At 62.0% G+C, this 15,670-nt stretch carries 17 protein-coding genes; 9 read left to right on the forward strand and 8 right to left on the reverse strand.

Going from position 1 to position 15,670, the window contains the following annotated elements:
- Positions 1 to 18: 18 nt before the first annotated feature.
- From ACS4RS_RS06135 to ACS4RS_RS06145, 3 genes are read left to right on the forward strand one after another with little or no spacing between them, the layout of a single operon-like run.
- Positions 19 to 1,557 (forward strand): di-heme oxidoredictase family protein, encoded by a 1,539-nt coding sequence (locus ACS4RS_RS06135; RefSeq protein ID WP_439011703.1) that lies wholly within the window; start codon positions 19 to 21, stop codon positions 1,555 to 1,557.
- Entirely contained in the window at positions 1,557 to 2,657 is a 1,101-nt protein-coding gene (locus ACS4RS_RS06140; RefSeq protein WP_439011702.1) for an imelysin family protein, read from the forward strand. Before ACS4RS_RS06135 ends, ACS4RS_RS06140 begins: the two co-directional genes overlap by 1 nt.
- 4 nt (positions 2,658 to 2,661) lie before the next feature.
- Positions 2,662 to 3,741 (forward strand): DUF1513 domain-containing protein, encoded by a 1,080-nt coding sequence (locus tag ACS4RS_RS06145; protein WP_439011701.1) that lies wholly within the window; start codon positions 2,662 to 2,664, stop codon positions 3,739 to 3,741.
- 108 nt (positions 3,742 to 3,849) lie between these two features.
- Here the strand turns inward: ACS4RS_RS06145 and ACS4RS_RS06150 are convergent, their stop codons facing one another.
- Entirely contained in the window at positions 3,850 to 4,926 is a 1,077-nt protein-coding gene (locus ACS4RS_RS06150; RefSeq protein WP_439011700.1) for a DUF2252 family protein, read from the reverse strand.
- Between the two features lie 218 nt (positions 4,927 to 5,144).
- Between ACS4RS_RS06150 and ACS4RS_RS06155 the strand changes: the two genes are divergently transcribed.
- From ACS4RS_RS06155 to ACS4RS_RS06170, 4 genes are all read left to right on the forward strand, one after another.
- On the forward strand, positions 5,145 to 5,594 hold the full coding sequence (locus ACS4RS_RS06155) for a PaaI family thioesterase (RefSeq protein ID WP_003570928.1): 450 nt from the start codon (positions 5,145 to 5,147) through the stop codon (positions 5,592 to 5,594).
- Positions 5,591 to 6,229, forward strand: coding sequence for a 5'-methylthioadenosine/S-adenosylhomocysteine nucleosidase (locus ACS4RS_RS06160; protein WP_439011699.1), 639 nt, complete (start codon positions 5,591 to 5,593; stop codon positions 6,227 to 6,229). The genes ACS4RS_RS06155 and ACS4RS_RS06160 overlap by 4 nt, the downstream gene beginning before the upstream one ends.
- A gap of 114 nt (positions 6,230 to 6,343) precedes the next feature.
- Positions 6,344 to 7,906 carry a glutamine-hydrolyzing GMP synthase gene (gene guaA / locus ACS4RS_RS06165; RefSeq protein WP_439011698.1) on the forward strand — a complete coding sequence of 521 codons (1,563 nt, stop codon included), beginning with the start codon at positions 6,344 to 6,346 and terminating at the stop codon, positions 7,904 to 7,906.
- 277 nt (positions 7,907 to 8,183) lie between these two features.
- Positions 8,184 to 8,318, forward strand: a complete 135-nt coding sequence (locus tag ACS4RS_RS06170) for a hypothetical protein (RefSeq protein WP_439011697.1) — start codon at positions 8,184 to 8,186, stop codon at positions 8,316 to 8,318.
- A gap of 25 nt (positions 8,319 to 8,343) precedes the next feature.
- On the opposite strand, the gene ACS4RS_RS06175 is transcribed toward ACS4RS_RS06170, so the two are convergent.
- The 5 genes from ACS4RS_RS06175 to ACS4RS_RS06195 form a co-directional block, all read right to left on the reverse strand.
- Positions 8,344 to 8,874: a VOC family protein gene (locus tag ACS4RS_RS06175; RefSeq protein WP_439011696.1), complete on the reverse strand. Its 531-nt coding sequence runs from the start codon at positions 8,872 to 8,874 to the stop codon at positions 8,344 to 8,346.
- A 99-nt stretch (positions 8,875 to 8,973) separates the two neighbouring features.
- A complete protein-coding gene (locus ACS4RS_RS06180) occupies positions 8,974 to 9,822 on the reverse strand; it encodes an alpha/beta fold hydrolase (RefSeq protein WP_439011695.1) in 849 nt (282 codons plus the stop codon).
- Positions 9,823 to 9,873: 51 nt separating this feature from the next.
- A complete protein-coding gene (locus tag ACS4RS_RS06185) occupies positions 9,874 to 10,698 on the reverse strand; it encodes an oxidoreductase (protein WP_449313915.1) in 825 nt (274 codons plus the stop codon).
- The gene (locus tag ACS4RS_RS06190) at positions 10,698 to 11,594 is read right to left on the reverse strand and encodes an NAD(P)-binding domain-containing protein (protein WP_439011694.1); all 897 of its coding nucleotides are present in this window, start codon (positions 11,592 to 11,594) and stop codon (positions 10,698 to 10,700) included. The genes ACS4RS_RS06185 and ACS4RS_RS06190 overlap by 1 nt, the downstream gene beginning before the upstream one ends.
- 180 nt (positions 11,595 to 11,774) lie before the next feature.
- Positions 11,775 to 12,485, reverse strand: a complete 711-nt coding sequence (locus ACS4RS_RS06195) for an alpha/beta fold hydrolase (protein ID WP_439011693.1) — start codon at positions 12,483 to 12,485, stop codon at positions 11,775 to 11,777.
- A gap of 181 nt (positions 12,486 to 12,666) precedes the next feature.
- Between ACS4RS_RS06195 and ACS4RS_RS06200 the strand changes: the two genes are divergently transcribed.
- Together ACS4RS_RS06200 and ACS4RS_RS06205 are read left to right on the forward strand one after the other, a co-directional pair.
- Positions 12,667 to 13,527, forward strand: coding sequence for a LysR substrate-binding domain-containing protein (locus ACS4RS_RS06200; protein WP_439011692.1), 861 nt, complete (start codon positions 12,667 to 12,669; stop codon positions 13,525 to 13,527).
- Between the two features lie 328 nt (positions 13,528 to 13,855).
- Positions 13,856 to 14,197 (forward strand): dihydrofolate reductase family protein, encoded by a 342-nt coding sequence (locus tag ACS4RS_RS06205; RefSeq protein ID WP_439011691.1) that lies wholly within the window; start codon positions 13,856 to 13,858, stop codon positions 14,195 to 14,197.
- Between the two features lie 26 nt (positions 14,198 to 14,223).
- Here ACS4RS_RS06205 and ACS4RS_RS06210 read toward each other — a convergent pair whose 3' ends face one another.
- Together ACS4RS_RS06210 and ACS4RS_RS06215 are read right to left on the reverse strand one after the other, a co-directional pair.
- Positions 14,224 to 14,769, reverse strand: coding sequence for a YbhB/YbcL family Raf kinase inhibitor-like protein (locus ACS4RS_RS06210; protein WP_439011690.1), 546 nt, complete (start codon positions 14,767 to 14,769; stop codon positions 14,224 to 14,226).
- A gap of 38 nt (positions 14,770 to 14,807) precedes the next feature.
- Positions 14,808 to 15,662: a helix-turn-helix domain-containing protein gene (locus tag ACS4RS_RS06215; RefSeq protein ID WP_439011689.1), complete on the reverse strand. Its 855-nt coding sequence runs from the start codon at positions 15,660 to 15,662 to the stop codon at positions 14,808 to 14,810.
- Positions 15,663 to 15,670: the final 8 nt, after the last annotated feature.

Consider the following 15,670-nt stretch of genomic DNA (forward strand, 5'->3'; position numbering starts at 1 on the left):
GGCGGCCCGAATCCTGAAATGTCGCATGCCCCGGCCCGCCGACTGATCGCCCGCGCAATGCTCTGCGCCACGCTTGCCGGTTTTCCCCTAGCCCTTGCCGCCGGCTTTGATCTGCCGGCGAAACGCACCGACCTTTCCGAAGCCGATCTGAAACGCGTCGCCGACGTGATGCGGCCGACCAAGGATTTTGCCAAGGCCGAACAATATGAGGCGATGCAGGCGGGCGGCGCGACCTCGATCGATCCGGTCACCGAAGACAGTTTCTCGCATATTTCGGCCAATATTCCTTTCGAGGAAGAGCAGAATTTCAAGCTCGGCAATGCGCTTTTCCACAAGCTCTGGGTTTCCTCACCCTCCTCGACTCAGGCCTCCGATGGGCTCGGCCCTCTCTTCAACGCCCGTTCCTGCATGAGCTGTCACGTCAATGACGGCCGCGGCAAACCGCCGGAAGGGGGTCCAAGCGCCGTTTCGATGTTCCTGCGGCTTTCCCGCGCGGCCGCAACGCCGGAGGAAGAAAAGGCGATCGCGGGCGCGGATATCCTCAATTTCCCCGATCCGATCTATGGCCATCAGCTGCAGGATCTTGCCGTTCCCGGCCTTGCCGCCGAAGGCCGGATGACGATCCGCTATGACGAGCAGACGGCGACGCTTGGCGACGGCGAAACCGTGTCGCTGCGCCGCCCGCATTATGCGGCGACCAACCTGGCCTATGGACCGCTCGACCCCGCGACGACGATCTCGGCGCGTGTTGCCCCCGCCATGATCGGCCTCGGGCTGATCGAGGCCATTCCCGCGGCCGATATCCTTGCCCATGCCGACCCTGACGATGCCAATGGCGACGGCATTTCCGGCAAGACGGCGATCGTCCGCGACCACCGCAGCGGTGAGATCGCGCTCGGCCGCTTCGGCTGGAAGGCGCAGAACGCCACGGTGCGCGACCAGAACGCCGACGCCTTCGCCAATGATATCGGCATCTCGACACCCAACCACCCGGATGCGCATGGCGACTGCACGAAGGCGGAGCAGAAATGCCTTGATATGCCGACCGGGGTGCAGAAACGGCTGGGTGATGAGGAGGCGCCAGGCCCCATTCTCGACCTCGTGACCTTCTATTCCGAAAATCTTGCCGTTCCGGCGCGCCGCAAGGCGAGCTTCCCCGAGACGCTGAAGGGCAAACGGATTTTCTACGAAACCGGCTGCATTTCCTGCCATGTGCCGAAATTCGTCACCCGCCGGGATTCAGCTGACAAGGCGCAGTCCTTCCAGCTGATCTGGCCCTATTCCGACTTCCTTTTGCACGATATGGGCGACGGGCTTGCCGACGGGCAGCAGGTCGGTCTTGCAAGCGGACGTGAATGGCGTACGCCACCGCTATGGGGTATAGGACTGACCCGGACTGTCAGCGGACACAGCTTTTTCCTGCATGACGGCCGTGCGCGGGATCTCACCGAGGCGATCCTCTGGCACGGCGGCGAAGCAGACAAGGCCCGCAACGCTTTCTCCGCCCTGTCGAAAGACGACAGGGCGGCCCTGATTACATTCCTGGAGTCACTTTGATGCGCCTTTGGCACCCCCTCCTCTGCCTCACTCTGATCGGCCTCGCCACATCGGCAGCCGCCCAGACAACCGCTCCTCCGGCAGGGATGAACGAGGATGCCGTTCCCGCCGTCATGCAGCGCGCCGTCGACGAGGTGATCCGCCCCGGCTATCGCAACATGCAGCAATCGGCCGCCCGGCTGACGACGGCGATGAAGGATCTTTGCGACGGCGGCACCCAGCAGACACTCGATAAGGCGAAGTCGGCCTTCGACGATACGATCCGCTACTGGTCGATCATCGAAATCGTCCAAACCGGGCCGGTCATCCAGGACAATCTCTTCGAGCACATTTTGTTCTACCCCGACCGCAAGGGCGTCGGCCTGAAGCAGGTGCAGGCGCTGATCGCCAAGGCCGATCCGAAAGATGCGACGGTCGATGCGATCGCCGGCAAGAGTGTGGCGCTGCAGGGACTGACGGCGCTGGAATACGTGCTTTACGGCAACGGCTCGGACGATCTGATCAAGCACAAGGGCGGCTTCCGCTGCCTCTACGGTGCCGCTGTTGCCGGGAATATCCAGCGTGAGGCCGGCGAAGTCGTCGCCGCCTGGGAAAAGCCGGACGGCGTCCAGGTGAGCTGGAAACATCCGGGTCCGCAGAGCAACGATTTCATGGACAATAAGGAAGCGGTAACCGCGCTGCTCGGCATTCTCGTCCACGGCGCCGAGAATGTCCGCGACCAGCGACTGGAGCAATTCTACAAGGGCAAGGACACCGCGCCGCGCCCGCGCATGGCAATCTACTGGCGTTCCAAGAATACCTGGAAATCGATGGCCGCTAACATCGACGGCCTGCGCACGCTCTGGCAGAAAGCCGGCATGGCCGAGCTTCTGCCGCCGGACAAACAGGCGATCGCCGCCTCGATCGACGAGGATTTCAAGTCGCTCCTCGACAGCGTGCCAAAACTCAATCCCGACATCGACGCCGCCGTCAGCGATGCCGAGAAGGCCAAGCTCGAGACGCTGCTTGCCGAAAGCCGCGACCTGATCACCCGGATCAGCGACGAATATGGCGCGGCGATCGGCCTTTCGGCCGGCTTTTCCTTTTCAGACGGGGACTGAAGCGATGACGCGAACAACTGCTATTGACCGACGCGGTTTCGTCAAGGCGGCCGGACTTGGCTTCCTCGCTGGTTTGGCCCCGAAGTCGCTGATGGCCTTGGAGCGGGCGGATGCAGTTTATGCCTCGGGCATTCGGGCTGCCGATGGCTCCTTTGCCGTTGCGACCGTAACCGAGCGCGGCGAGATCGTCGATCAGGTCAAGCTTCCCGCCCGGGCTCACGGCATGGCCTTCAGTACTGCCTCCGGCAGGACCGTCGCCTTCGCCCGCCGGCCCGGCACCTACGCGATGATCTTCGACCCCTGGCACAAGATAGAGCCGATCGTCATCAGCGCCAGGGAAGACCGGCATTTCTACGGCCACGGCGCCTTTTCTCCCGACGGTCGTTTGCTCTATGCCAGCGAGAACGACTTCGACGGCAATCGCGGCATGATCGGCATCTACGACGCCACCAACCGTTTTACCCGCATCGGCGAATTCGAGACCTACGGCATCGGCCCGCACGACATGACGGTCTCCGATGACGGACGCCTTCTGATCGTCGCCAATGGCGGTATCGAGACGCATCCGGATTTCGGCCGCACCAAGCTCAATCTCGGGGAGATCCAGCCGTCGCTGGCGCTGATCGATGCGGCGACCGGGGCGCTCATCGAAAAACATCTGCTGCCGGCGCAATGGGCAGAGCTTTCCACCCGCCACGTCGATCTCGACGACAAGGGCCGCATCTGGTTTGCCTGCCAGTACGAAGGTCACCGCAAGGACCTGCCGCCGCTCGTCGGCCATTTCGCCAGGGGCGAAGAGCTTTCCTTCATCGACCTGCCGGAGCAGACGACGCGCAGGCTTGCCAACTACGTCGGAGCGATTGCCGTCAATCGCAGCGAGGGTATCGTCGGCATCACCTCGCCGAAGGGCGGCGCCTCGGTGACCCTCGACGCAAGGACGGGGAAGGTGCTGGCCGAAACGGTCATTCCGGACGCGGCCGGCATTGCGCCGGCAAAAAGCGGCTTTGCCGTCTCCTCTTATGACGGCGATTTCCTTTCGACCCGTAGCGAGGTTGCCTGGGATCAGCACATCGTGCGCATCTAGAGCATGATGCCGAAAAGTGTCAGCGGTTTTCTCATGACATCATGCTCTAACTCTTTAATTTAGAGCAGGATTCAGATTTTAGGCCACCGGGCCTAAAATCATCCTGTTCTAACCGGCGCGCGAATAGGCTTTCTGCTCGGCACTGACGCTTGAGGCCGCGGCCCTGGCCGCCTCATGCAGCCATTCGTTTCCCCGCGCCTTGATATCCCGGAGAATCACTGCTGTCGCAGCCGCATCGTTGGAATGGCAATTGGCAATCTCGAAACCCATCAGTTCGAGCATCGTCGGCGAGAGCAGGATTTCGGGGTGCCGGTCGATTTCGATCTTGCAGCTGTTCGGCGAGAGCCGGCGCACGAGGATGCGGCCGGAAACCTTGTAGTGCGGATCGACGCACCGCGCCCGCCCATTGGCGATCTCTCCCGCATGGATCGCCACGTCCTGTGGTCTGTGGCGAAGCGACCAGACGGATGGAAGAAGCGCCTTGGCCTCACGCAGCACCGGCCCGCCTTGCCATTCCGCATAGGCGACGAAACGCGGCCGGCCGAGGCTGCCGGTGCCGCCGCTGCGTGGCTTCGCCACGAAGGATCCTGTGCCGGGCGGCAGTGCAGCTGCGAGCGCCTTGACATAAGCGGATGGCGGCGGCTCGCTTCCGGGAAGCGGCATTTCATATTTCTCCCAAAATTCCCGGCGTTCGGAATTCGGCAACATCAGTGCCTTGCGCAGCCATTTGTGATCCCGCTCGAGAATGACCGGCAGTGGATTTTCAAGGCCTCTGCGATAGCCGCTGAGGATCAACTCGCCGATCATCCGAACCGAGGGGCCATCCTCGCTACGCGCCAGGATGGCGCTTGCCGCAAGGCGAACGAGATCCAGCGCATAGGGCATTACCGCCGCATCGTCGAAATCATTGACACCCCAGACGAGGCGGCCCTCGGCATCGCGCCAGGTGCCGAAATTCTCCACATGCGTATCGCCGATCGCCAGCACCTCGGGCGCGGCGCCAAGTTCCGGGCAGATTTCCAGGATGGTCTCGCACCAGCGCCAATAGGTGGCGCGCAGGAAGACGAAGCCGCCGCTTCGCATCTTCTCGTGCTTCTGGCGGAGATCGTCCGCGACAAGATCGGCTCCGAGTTCGGCGGCCAGCCAGGTCTCGAAATTCCGGACCGATTGCGATATCGTCGTCATGCGTCGGCCCTCCACCCATCGTGACATGACGCGGAGAATAGACGCTGGGCGCGATGCTGCAATCGTCTTCGCACCGGCTTGCCTGGCGACTGAAAGGCGAAAGGTTGCCCCGGCGACACGGCCGCAGCTTTCCATCGGCGCCGAGGCCGATTTCAGCAATGTGCAGCTTGTCGAATCCAGCCCGCCATGCCACTTTCCCGGCTGCAAGAGGGGCAGACATGAGCGAGACTGACAGGGGCGATTTCCGCGCGCGAATCCGCCGCAATTTTGCGCGCCAGGCGGCGATGGAGACGATCGGCGCAGAGCTGACGCGCGTCGAGCACGGCGTCGTCGAGATCGAGCTTCCCTTCGACGTCAAACTGACGCAGCAGCACGGCATCCTGCACGCAGGCATCATTTCCGCAGCGCTCGATTCGGCCTGCGGCTTTGCCGCCTACAGCGTCATCGACCCCGAAGCCTCGATTCTGACGATCGAGTTCAAGGTCAATCTCATGTCGCCGGGGCGTGGCGAACGTTTCCTGTTTCGCGGGGAAATCACCAAACCCGGCTCCACCATCATCGTTGCCGACGGGCGAGGCTACGCGATCAGCGACGGACCGGCGAAACTCATCGCCTCCATGACCGGGACGATGATGGTGATCCGCGGTAGAGAAGGAATTACGGGATGAAGTTCGAGTTGAAGTCGGTCGCGGGTAAATCCATGCTGTTCGTCATGGCGGCGGAGGCCGAATACGGCCCCTTCCTGCGCTCGCGCATCGAACCCTTGATGACCGGCGTCGGCCCGGTCGAGGCGGCGGTCGCGCTGACCAAGACGCTGGCGCGGCTGGATGCCGCCGACGACCTGCCGGATCTGGTGGTTTCGCTCGGCTCGGCCGGCTCGGCGAAACTGGAACAGACCGAAATCTATCAGGTAAGCTCGGTTTCCTACCGCGACATGGACGCCTCGCCGCTCGGCTTCGAAAAGGGCCGGACGCCCTTTCTCGACCTGCCCGCGACGCTTGAACTGCCGCTGCGCATTCCCGGCATTCCCGAAGCAAGCCTTTCCACCGGCGGCAACGTCATTTCGGGTGCGGCCTATAGCGTCATCGACGCCGATATGGTCGACATGGAAACCTTCGCGGTGCTGCGCGCCTGCCAGGGCTACAAGCTACCGCTGATCGGCTTGCGCGGTATTTCCGATGGCGCCGTCGAGCTGCAGCATATTTCCGGCTGGACCGAATATCTGCACATCGTCGACCGCAAGCTCTCCTACGGGGTCGACAGCCTGTTCACGGCGCTGGAGGACGGGGTTTTCTGGTTCTGACCACTCGAAAGCGCCGCTTCGCTTTTCGGACGCGGGGACAATCGGAACAATAAAAACCCGACGCCGCCGATTTCCCGGATTGCAAGGCGAAGCGCTTTTCATTAAAGCCTCGCCATGACCCAGACAGCACATCCCGACTCCGTTCTCATCGTCGATTTCGGCAGCCAGGTGACCCAGCTCATCGCACGACGCGTGCGCGAGGCCGGCGTCTATTGCGAGATCGTTCCCTTCCAATCGGCCGAAGAGGGCTTCAAGCGCCTTCAGCCGAAAGCCGTGATCCTGTCCGGTAGCCCGGCCTCCACGGTCGACGAGGGATCGCCGCGAGCGCCGCAGATCATCTTCGACAGCGGCCTGCCGGTCTTCGGCATCTGCTATGGCCAGCAGACGATGTGCATGCAGCTCGGCGGCAAGGTCGAAAGCGGCCATCACCGCGAATTCGGCCGCGCCTTCCTGGAGGTCGACAAGGACTGCCAGCTGTTCGAGGGCCTCTGGTCCTCCGGCTCGCGCCATCAGGTGTGGATGAGCCATGGCGACCGCGTCACCGCGCTGCCTGACGGTTTCGAGGTGGTCGCCACCTCCTCCAACGCGCCCTACGCCTTTATCGCCGACGAGAAGCGCAAATATTACGGCGTGCAGTTCCACCCCGAGGTCGTGCACACGCCCGACGGCGCCAAGCTGATCGGCAACTTCATTCACAACATTGCCGGCATCAAGGGCGACTGGTCGATGTCGGCCTATCGCCAGAAGGCGGTCGACGAGATCCGCAAGCAGGTGGGCGACAAGCGCGTCATCTGTGCGCTTTCGGGCGGGGTCGACAGTTCGGTCGCCGCACTGCTGATCCACGAGGCGGTCGGCGATCAGCTGACCTGCATCCTCGTCGACCACGGCCTGATGCGCAAGGACGAGGCGGCCAACGTCGTCGCCATGTTCCGCGAGCACTACAATCTGCATCTCTTGCATGTCGATGCTTCCGACCGTTTCATCGGCGAACTCGAAGGCGTCAGCGACCCGGAAACCAAGCGCAAGATCATCGGCCGGCTCTTCATCGAGACCTTCGAGGAAGAGGCCAAGAAACTCGGCGGCGCCGATTTCCTCGGCCAGGGCACGCTCTATCCCGACGTGATCGAGAGTGTTTCCTTCACCGGCGGCCCGTCGGTGACGATCAAGTCGCATCATAATGTCGGCGGCCTGCCGGAGCGCATGAAGATGCAGCTCGTCGAGCCGCTGCGCGAACTCTTCAAGGACGAGGTGCGCGCACTCGGCCGCGAACTCGGCCTGCCCGACAGCTTCATCGGCCGCCACCCCTTCCCGGGCCCCGGCCTTGCGATCCGCTGTCCCGGCGGCATCAGCCGCGAAAAGCTGGAAATCCTGCGCGAAGCCGACGCGATTTATCTCGACGAAATCCGCAAGGCCGGCCTCTACGATGCCATCTGGCAGGCCTTTGCCGTGCTGCTCCCCGTCCAGACCGTCGGCGTCATGGGCGACGGACGCACCTACGAATTCGTCTGCGCACTGCGCGCCGTCACCTCCGTCGACGGCATGACCGCGGATTTCTACCACTACGACATGGAATTCCTCGGCCGCGCCGCCACCCGCATCATCAACGAGGTGCGCGGCATCAACCGGGTGGTCTACGACGTCACCTCGAAGCCGCCCGGAACAATCGAGTGGGAGTAGAGGGATTCATAGTTAGTTGTATCAAGCGGCTACATTGATTAATCGCTGGTCGAGTTGATCCAAGAAGCTAACAATTGGGAGTGCATCACTTTCTTCAACGCCAAGATCATTCAGTGTTCGGACTTCCAACGGCATTGTGCGCACCGATAGAAGCTGATCAGATAATTGGCGACATGATGCGGCGGGCGTTATTGTTCTCGCTGTCCGTCCCGATACTCTCGACAGTTCACGCGCACCTGAAGTCGTACGAACTTCGCCGCTCGCAGCGCATAGCGGCATGAGACGCGCGCTGACGAAGGTCAAGCTCACTCGGATGGGCGGACCGCCGGCGCGGTCGATCCGTCACGGCAGTCGTCGCGGCTGCGCACTCGTCGAACCGTCCGACAACGTCAGCATCGCCGCGACTTTCTGATGCGGCTCCCTTCTTCGCGCCCTACTTAGTCGTCGTCCTGCCACCTGCGCAGATCCGTCTGTTCATGGTAGGCCATGCGGTCGGGCGTGATGATAAACTCAATCGTCGTGCCCCACGGCATGCGGCAGTAGCACACCTTGTTTCCAGGACCTTTCTCGGTAGCATAGGGAATAGCGCGCGGCGCGGTAAGAGACGTGCCTCCAGCCTTTTCGAAGCGCTCTACTGATGCGTCGATGTCGTCGGTGTAGACACCGAAGTGCGTAATGCCGAAGTCGCTCGCTCGGACCGGCTGTGCTTGTTCGGGGCCGTGCATTTCAAAGAGCTCGATGTCAGGTCCGGTTCCGATTTTGACCATCGCCTGCGCACGCACGACCGTTTCGGGGAAAGCTCCAGTGGCCCGCTCGAATTCGGGTCCCTGCCGCGGCGGATCCTGCGGTCCGAAGGACTGGTAGATCACCTGGCCGCCGAAAGCTTCCACCAGGAACGATTTTGCTGCTTCGATGTCGGGCACCGTGATGCCGATATGATTGACGCCGCGAATGACAGGTGCGGTCATGACAGTTTTCCTTTCTTATTTGATCGATCGAACGCGATAGGTGCGGGCGCAACTCGCCTGCAATGTCGTAATCCGACCGCCCCGGGGCGGTGCAGAATATTAATTGGCCTTTAGGAAATCGATCAGAGCTGCCGCTACCTCGTCCGGCCGCTCGTCAGCGACATAGTGGCTGCACCGCGCAATCGAGCCGCCCGTCACATTGCTGGCGAACTCCTTGAGCATCGGGACCATATGCGCACCGAAGCGATGCTCTCCGCCGAGACCTAACACCGGTATCTCGAGCGGTTGCTTCTTGTACTCGAGCGCGGCCGCATGGTCGGCGGCGAGGGTACGATACCATTCCATGCCGCCGCGCGTGCGGCCAGGAAGAGCCATTGCTTTTGCGTAGATCTCGATGTCCGCCGGGTCGAAGGTGCTGTGATCGTAGAACCGCTCAGCCATGAAGGCCGAAATATAGTCGTATTCACGGCCATGGATCAGGCGCTCCGGTAGATCCCGGTTCATATGGAAGCTGAAGTGCCAAATCCTTGCAGTCGTCGTCTCCCATTGCGTCCAGCCGGGAAGCGGAACATCAAGGACGGCCAGGTGGGTAACAGCCTCGCGATAGCTGGCGGCCTGCTGCAACGACACCATTCCGCCAATGTCATGGCCGCACACGGCGTAGCGTTCATGCCCAAGTGCAACCATGACCTCGTGCGCGTCGCGCGCCATCGTCGCCTTGTCATAGCCGTCAAGCGGGCAGTCGGAAAAACCCGCGCCGCGCAGATCCATGGCCACAACACTGAAATGCTCGGCGAGCAGCGGCATCACATGGTGCCATTCCCACCATGTTTCTGGCCACCCGTGAAGCAGAAGGATCGGCGGACCGGAGCCCCCGGTGATGGCGTTGATCTTGATGCCATTCACCGGCACCAGCTGTTGGGTAAACCCCTTCAAAGTTGCGATCATGATCACTTTCCAGTCGGATGTTGACGTTCAAACAGAGTTCGCGGCCAGCGCTCAGGGCTGGTTGAAATCGGTGGCGATGGTGATGTCGCGCCAGGCGTCGATATCGCTGCGGAAGGCAGCCAGCTTTCGCTCGGCGATCGCGTGCGCGATCGGGCCGAGCGGCAGATGAAGGGGCGCATCATCGGCATCGACTGCTTGCAGGATCACCGCGATCGCCTTGTCGGGATCACCCGCCTGACTGCCGTTGTTGGTTTCGCGATAGTGCTTGCGCGAGCTCGCGGCGTATTCCGGCATCTCGTCGGCCGCCATCGTGATCGAACGGCCGAGGAAATCGGTGCGAAACGGCCCAGGCTCGACGATCAGCACGCGAATGCCGAACGGCTCCAGCTCGCCGGCGAGCGCTTCGGAAATCCCTTCCACGGCGAATTTGGCGGCGTTGTAATAACCTCCTCCGCCGCGGCCCGCGATGCCCGCGCCGGACGACATATTGACGATCGTTCCGCCCGAACGTCGCAGGACAGGCAGGGCGGCTCTGGTGGTTTCAACCAGACCGAAGACGTTCACCTCGAACATCGGCCGATATTCCTCGGGCGTGCCTTCCTCGATCGCGCCGAACAGTCCGTAGCCGGCGTTGTTCACGAGTACGTCAAACCCACCAAAGGTCTCGACCGCCTTTGCGACCGCTGTCTGAGCTGCCGCCGTATCGGTCACGTCGAGTGGCAAAGTGATCATGCGGCCGCCGAAAGGCTCAGCCATTTCCTCGATCGCTTTGACATTGCGGGCCGTTGCGATCACCCGATCGCCGCGCTGCGCCGCAGCGAGCGCGAGCCGCTGGCCGAAGCCGCTTGAGCAGCCTGTGATGAGCCAAGTTTTCATTACTTTCTCTCCGAGTTGTTTTCAGACGACGCCAAGCTGTTGCGGCCACGAACCGTCATATCGGCCATGATCGACCAGTCCTTCTCGCCGAGGCCCGCCGAGACGGCTTTGCTGAGCCCCTCGCGGACAACTTCGAGCATCGGGAGCATGCGTCCGATCTCGTTGCTGGCCTCAGTCGCCAGGCGCATGTCCTTGAGGGCGAGCTTGCTCTTGAAACCGGGCTCGAAGGATCGTTCCGTGATCTGCGCGCTGTAGCTCTCATAGGCGCGGCCCGAAAACAGGGTGCCCAGGATGAGTTCAAAGAAATCTGCACGGTCGAGGCCGACGCTCTCGGTCAGCACGACACCCTCAGCCATCGCCTCGATAGCCATGGCGATCATCATGTTGCAGGCGAGCTTCGCCGCATTCGCCCTAGCGGGGTTCTCCCCCAACTTCCAGACCTTTTTGCTGAGCGGAGCGAGCAGCAGCTCGATCGCGGCATTTGCATCGGCCTTCCCGGCGGCCAGGATGTTAAGCTGGCCACTCGCCGCTACGTTGGGTCGCCCGAGGACCGGTGCGGACACATAGCCAAGGCCCGCCTCCTCGTGCAGCAGCGCCAGTTCCCGCGCGAAAGCGACCGAGATCGTCGATGTGACGACATGGGTCAGCCCTGGTTGCGCGCTTGCCAGCAGGCCGGCATCGAGGATCACCTCGCGAATGGCAGCGTCGTCGGATAGCATCGTGAAGACTGCGTCAGTCTCGAATGTATCCGCCGCGAGTTCGACAAGCGTCACCCCGGGGACGCTATCCTGGGCGACCTTGCTACGGTTCCAAGCCCGAACATCATGGCCTGCCTTCACCAGGTTCAAGGCCATTGCCGAGCCCATACTGCCGAGACCGATAAATCCGATCTGCATGTTCTATCTCCTGTTGTTCGGATGAGAGCTGGCGCAGGGTCGGCCCCCGGCCGCCGGGCGATCGTCTAACCGAGACCCGCGCCGATGAGTTGGCCGGTCGCAATGCCGAAGCCACAGGGGGCTTCGGCGCATGGGTCACGAGACTTCTGCAGCCCCGGCCTGAACATCATGGCATCGGCTTCATCTGCTCGCCGCTTCGGCGACGACATCGGCGACCTCGCGCGGATGCGAGATATAAACCGCATGGCTGGCACCGGGCACCTCGGTGACCTTCGCACTTGCCCGTTTGTACATAGACCGCTCCGCCTCGGCGTCGACAGCCATGTCCAGCCCGGCCACGATGCCGTAGCTCGGCTTGGTCTTCCAGGCCGCGTGCTGCGTCTTGGTTCCGAGGATCTTCGCGGAAACCGGCACCTGCGAGTTAGCCATGAAATCCGTCTCGGCCTTGGACAGGTCAGCGGCGAATCCCGCCCGGAACTTCGCGGGATCAAACAGCAGGAAGCCATCAGAGGTGGGCTTGAACGCGTCCGCGGTCGGACTCGGCCACTTCTCAAACAGATCGCCTACGCCCTCGCCGACATCCGTGACGATTGCCGCGACATAGACAAGTGCCGAAACCTTCGGGTCGACGCCGGCTTCGGTGATGATCTGACCACCATAGCTGTGGCCGACGAGGACGACCGGCCCATTTTGCTGTTCGATAGCGCGGCGAACCGCCTGAACGTCATCCGCCAGCGAAGTGTTCGGTTCCTGAACGACCGTGACTTTCAAGCCCTTGGCGACCAGGCGCTCATAAACGCCCCTCCAGCCGCTGCCATCAACCAACGCCCCATGGACCAGAATCACATTTTGGGCCGGCTGCGCGAAAGCGGAGGGCGCGCCGAACACCACTGCAAGAGCCGCAGCACCAAGATAGAGAGACTTGAGAGACATTTGCCGATCCTTCCGAATGACATGAGGTGATACAAGAGAGACGGTCCGATCGACCGATGAGAGGAATGTAGGTGTTTATATTTGTTCTTTAACTGACATATCTGTACTCTCGACGTTCAGTTTTGTGTGGGTGGTCGCGATGGAATGGAGTGACGTCAGAATCTTTCTTGCCATTGCGAGATCCGGCACGCTCGGCGGCGCCGCGCGTTCTCTTCAGACAAGCCACCCGACCGTCGGCAGGCGCCTTCGCGCACTTGAGCAGGCGATCGGTCACACGCTCTTCCAGCGGACAGCGGACGGTCTTGTTCTGACTGAAGAGGGCCACGGGATCATCGCGCTGGCCGAGCAAATGGAAGAAGGCGCGCTGGCCATGGAGCGCCGGCTTGCGGGGCAGGAGCAGAATCTCAAAGGAAGTCTGCGCATTTCCTCAGCGGACTGGTTTGGAGCCTATGTCCTGCCTCCTATCCTGGCGGAGTTCTCCAACGCCTACCCCAATGTCGACGTGGAGATCCTAACCGGCACACGCCTGTTCAGCCTTGCCCAGCGAGAGGCCGACGTCGCTTTTCGTATCGTTCCGTTCGACACCGCCGATGTCGTTCAGCGGCGGCTCTTCAGGCTCGAATACGGCGTCTACATCGCCGAGGAGTCGCCTGATCCCAAATATGGCGACGGGACTGGCTTTCGGCTGATCACCCACGATACGTCGACCGGGCAGTTCCCAGATATCGCTTGGCTCATCGAGAGTTTCCCCAACGCGAGACCGGTCCTGCGATCGAACAACCGCAACGTCCAGGGGCGCATGTGTAGGCAAGGCGTCGGTATCGCCGTCCTGCCCCGCGTGGTCGGCGATCAGATCGCTGGTATCCGCAGACTGGAACTGCCGATGCCGCCGCCGGCGCGAGACATCTGGATGGGATATCACCGGGACCTAAGGCGTCTTCAGCGTCTTCGTGCGTTCATCTCGACCGTATCGGACCATCTCATGAACGCGACCGCATGATGAGCGGCCCGAGGATGATTCAAGGTTCCCGGAGAAACACCAAGATCGCTGTAGTCGTCTCGGTCGGTCGCTCCTCGGCGATCCAGCGCTCGGTTGCCTTGGAATTCGATTATAGTCGCATGCTGCGCTTAGCGATCAAGGAAGGCCTGGAGCGTGGCGCTCGATCCAAACGACGGTATAATTTTGGGGCGGAGTTGAGTCCGGCAAAGTCCTTTTCATTATCCGTTACGCTCCACCCTGGCCTTCGCGCCGCCGATGAACCGGATCCCCAAGGCCGTCTTCTCACGACAGGGGCCGGCGATCCTCGGCAAGGTGGCGGCGGCGCTCGATGACATCAGCGCCAAGGCGGGGGACCGGACAGTCTCCAGGGCTGCAGCCCGGCGCGGAAAGCTGGGCGAAGGCCTATGTGGCGGGCGGAGACCTTGCGGAGGAAATCGCGACGCTGAAAGCTGAGGAGGGCAAACCGATCATTGCCCATGGCGGCGTGAGCTTTGCCCGCAGTCTGATCACCCAGGGACTGGTCGATCAGTTCGCCCTGCTTGTGATCCCCGTGGCGCTCGGCAAAGGCTTGCCATTATTCTCCGAACTCACCGTGCCAAAGCCTCTCAAGCTGATGAACTCGAGGACCTTTCCGGGCGGCGCGGTGGCACAGATCTATCGGCCGGCCTGAGCCCGTCGCCCGGAGGTCAGTCGGCTTCAGCGGCCGTAGGTGACCTCGATGGAGGCCTTGGCGAGCGCATTTGCCCTGACATAGAAGCCGACCATGGCCCCCGGCGCGGTATCGGGAAGCGGCAGCTTGTCGACCGAGAGCGCGTAGACGGTGAACTCGTAGTGGTGCGGTGCATCGCCGGCCGGCGGGCATGCGCCGCCATAGCCCGACGTAGCGAAGTCGGTATGGCCTTCCACGGCACCCGCCGGAAGCTTTTTCTCACCGCTGGCGCCGGTGGCGATTTTCGAGGTATTTGCGGGAATGTTGAAGACAGACCAGTGCCACCAGCCCGAGCCGGTCGGAGCATCCGGATCGTAAGCCATCACGGCGAAGCTCTTGGTTCCCTCGGGTGCACCCGTCCAGACCAGTTCCGGCGAGATATTGCCGCCGGCGCAGCCGAAGCTGTTGAAGACCTGCGCATCGGCCATGGACTTGCCTGAAGCCAGATCTTTCGAGGTGAGTTTCATTTCGGCCTGGGCGGCCGTGGCGCCAAAGACGGACGCGACGAGAAGGACTGCTGTTATGAGACGCATGCTGTTTTCCTGCGGTTGATGACGCCGGAAAACTACCGTCAGCGAGGCAGTGCATCTGCCCCGCTACGCTCAACTTCTGCCCCGATCCGTTCAAAATGCTCGGAACCACTGCGCACGTGGCGCGGGCTGACGCCGAACCGCTCTTTGAACCGCGCCGAAAATTGAGAGGGTGAATCGTAGCCGACCTCAAGCGCGACCTGCGCCATCGGCAGCGTCGTCGTATGAATGAGCCCCAGCGCCCGGTTCATTCTCGTATCGCTCAGGATCTCGCTGAAGCCGGTATTCTCCGCGGCCAGCCTGCGCCTCAGTGTCGCTTCGCTCATGTTGAACGAACGCGCCGCATGCGCCAATGTCCAATCAAAGGCCGGATCGCTTTCGATCATCTGCCGCAGCCGATTCTCAAGCCGAGGACTCTGGCTCTCACCCAGCACCGCGCCGCAGAGCGCAAACCAGGTGACGAGTTCCATCAGCCTGGCCTTGGCAATGGCGCCGGGAAGCCTCGCCAGGTTGCCGGGCTGACAGCAATAGTCAAACAATACGGCGGCTTCTTCCGGCAGGCTCGAGGCGCTTGCCGGAAGCGGCCGCGAGGGAACGGCGATCGGCCCCATACTGACATAGGTATCCTCGAACAACTGTCTCGCAACGGGAAGTGCTACGGTCTGATAGTTTCGCGGGGCCTTCGGAATGTTCTCCATCGTCAATGGCTGATAGTCGGGCAGCAAGCCGTATGCGCCGGCCTCGATACGCAAAGGCATGTCATCCGCCATGACGATCTTCGTTCCCGATTGTACCTGGAACAAAATGGGGCTCGTATTGACGAGACGATAAAAGCAAGCTCGCCCACCCTGACGGATCAAGGCCCTAGTCGGAACGGGAAAGACGTCGTCCAGCATAGCTTCTC

Origin of the sequence: Rhizobium sp. F40D2 (genome assembly GCF_051810745.2) — a bacterium.
Taxonomy (GTDB): domain Bacteria; phylum Pseudomonadota; class Alphaproteobacteria; order Rhizobiales; family Rhizobiaceae; genus Rhizobium.

Coding starts and splice junctions, on each gene's coding strand:
- ACS4RS_RS06200 (WP_439011692.1), top strand. CDS start 12,667: ATGGAATGGAGTGACGTCAGAATCTTTCTTGCCATTGCGAGATCCGGC.
- ACS4RS_RS06185 (WP_449313915.1), bottom strand. CDS start 10,698: ATGAAAACTTGGCTCATCACAGGCTGCTCAAGCGGCTTCGGCCAGCGG.
- ACS4RS_RS06180 (WP_439011695.1), bottom strand. CDS start 9,822: ATGATCGCAACTTTGAAGGGGTTTACCCAACAGCTGGTGCCGGTGAAT.
- ACS4RS_RS06155 (WP_003570928.1), top strand. CDS start 5,145: ATGAGCGAGACTGACAGGGGCGATTTCCGCGCGCGAATCCGCCGCAAT.
- ACS4RS_RS06145 (WP_439011701.1), top strand. CDS start 2,662: ATGACGCGAACAACTGCTATTGACCGACGCGGTTTCGTCAAGGCGGCC.
- ACS4RS_RS06160 (WP_439011699.1), top strand. CDS start 5,591: ATGAAGTTCGAGTTGAAGTCGGTCGCGGGTAAATCCATGCTGTTCGTC.
- ACS4RS_RS06140 (WP_439011702.1), top strand. CDS start 1,557: ATGCGCCTTTGGCACCCCCTCCTCTGCCTCACTCTGATCGGCCTCGCC.
- ACS4RS_RS06190 (WP_439011694.1), bottom strand. CDS start 11,594: ATGCAGATCGGATTTATCGGTCTCGGCAGTATGGGCTCGGCAATGGCC.
- guaA (WP_439011698.1), top strand. CDS start 6,344: ATGACCCAGACAGCACATCCCGACTCCGTTCTCATCGTCGATTTCGGC.
- ACS4RS_RS06150 (WP_439011700.1), bottom strand. CDS start 4,926: ATGACGACGATATCGCAATCGGTCCGGAATTTCGAGACCTGGCTGGCC.
- ACS4RS_RS06170 (WP_439011697.1), top strand. CDS start 8,184: ATGAGACGCGCGCTGACGAAGGTCAAGCTCACTCGGATGGGCGGACCG.
- ACS4RS_RS06210 (WP_439011690.1), bottom strand. CDS start 14,769: ATGCGTCTCATAACAGCAGTCCTTCTCGTCGCGTCCGTCTTTGGCGCC.
- ACS4RS_RS06135 (WP_439011703.1), top strand. CDS start 19: ATGTCGCATGCCCCGGCCCGCCGACTGATCGCCCGCGCAATGCTCTGC.
- ACS4RS_RS06175 (WP_439011696.1), bottom strand. CDS start 8,874: ATGACCGCACCTGTCATTCGCGGCGTCAATCATATCGGCATCACGGTG.
- ACS4RS_RS06215 (WP_439011689.1), bottom strand. CDS start 15,662: ATGCTGGACGACGTCTTTCCCGTTCCGACTAGGGCCTTGATCCGTCAG.
- ACS4RS_RS06205 (WP_439011691.1), top strand. CDS start 13,856: ATGACATCAGCGCCAAGGCGGGGGACCGGACAGTCTCCAGGGCTGCAG.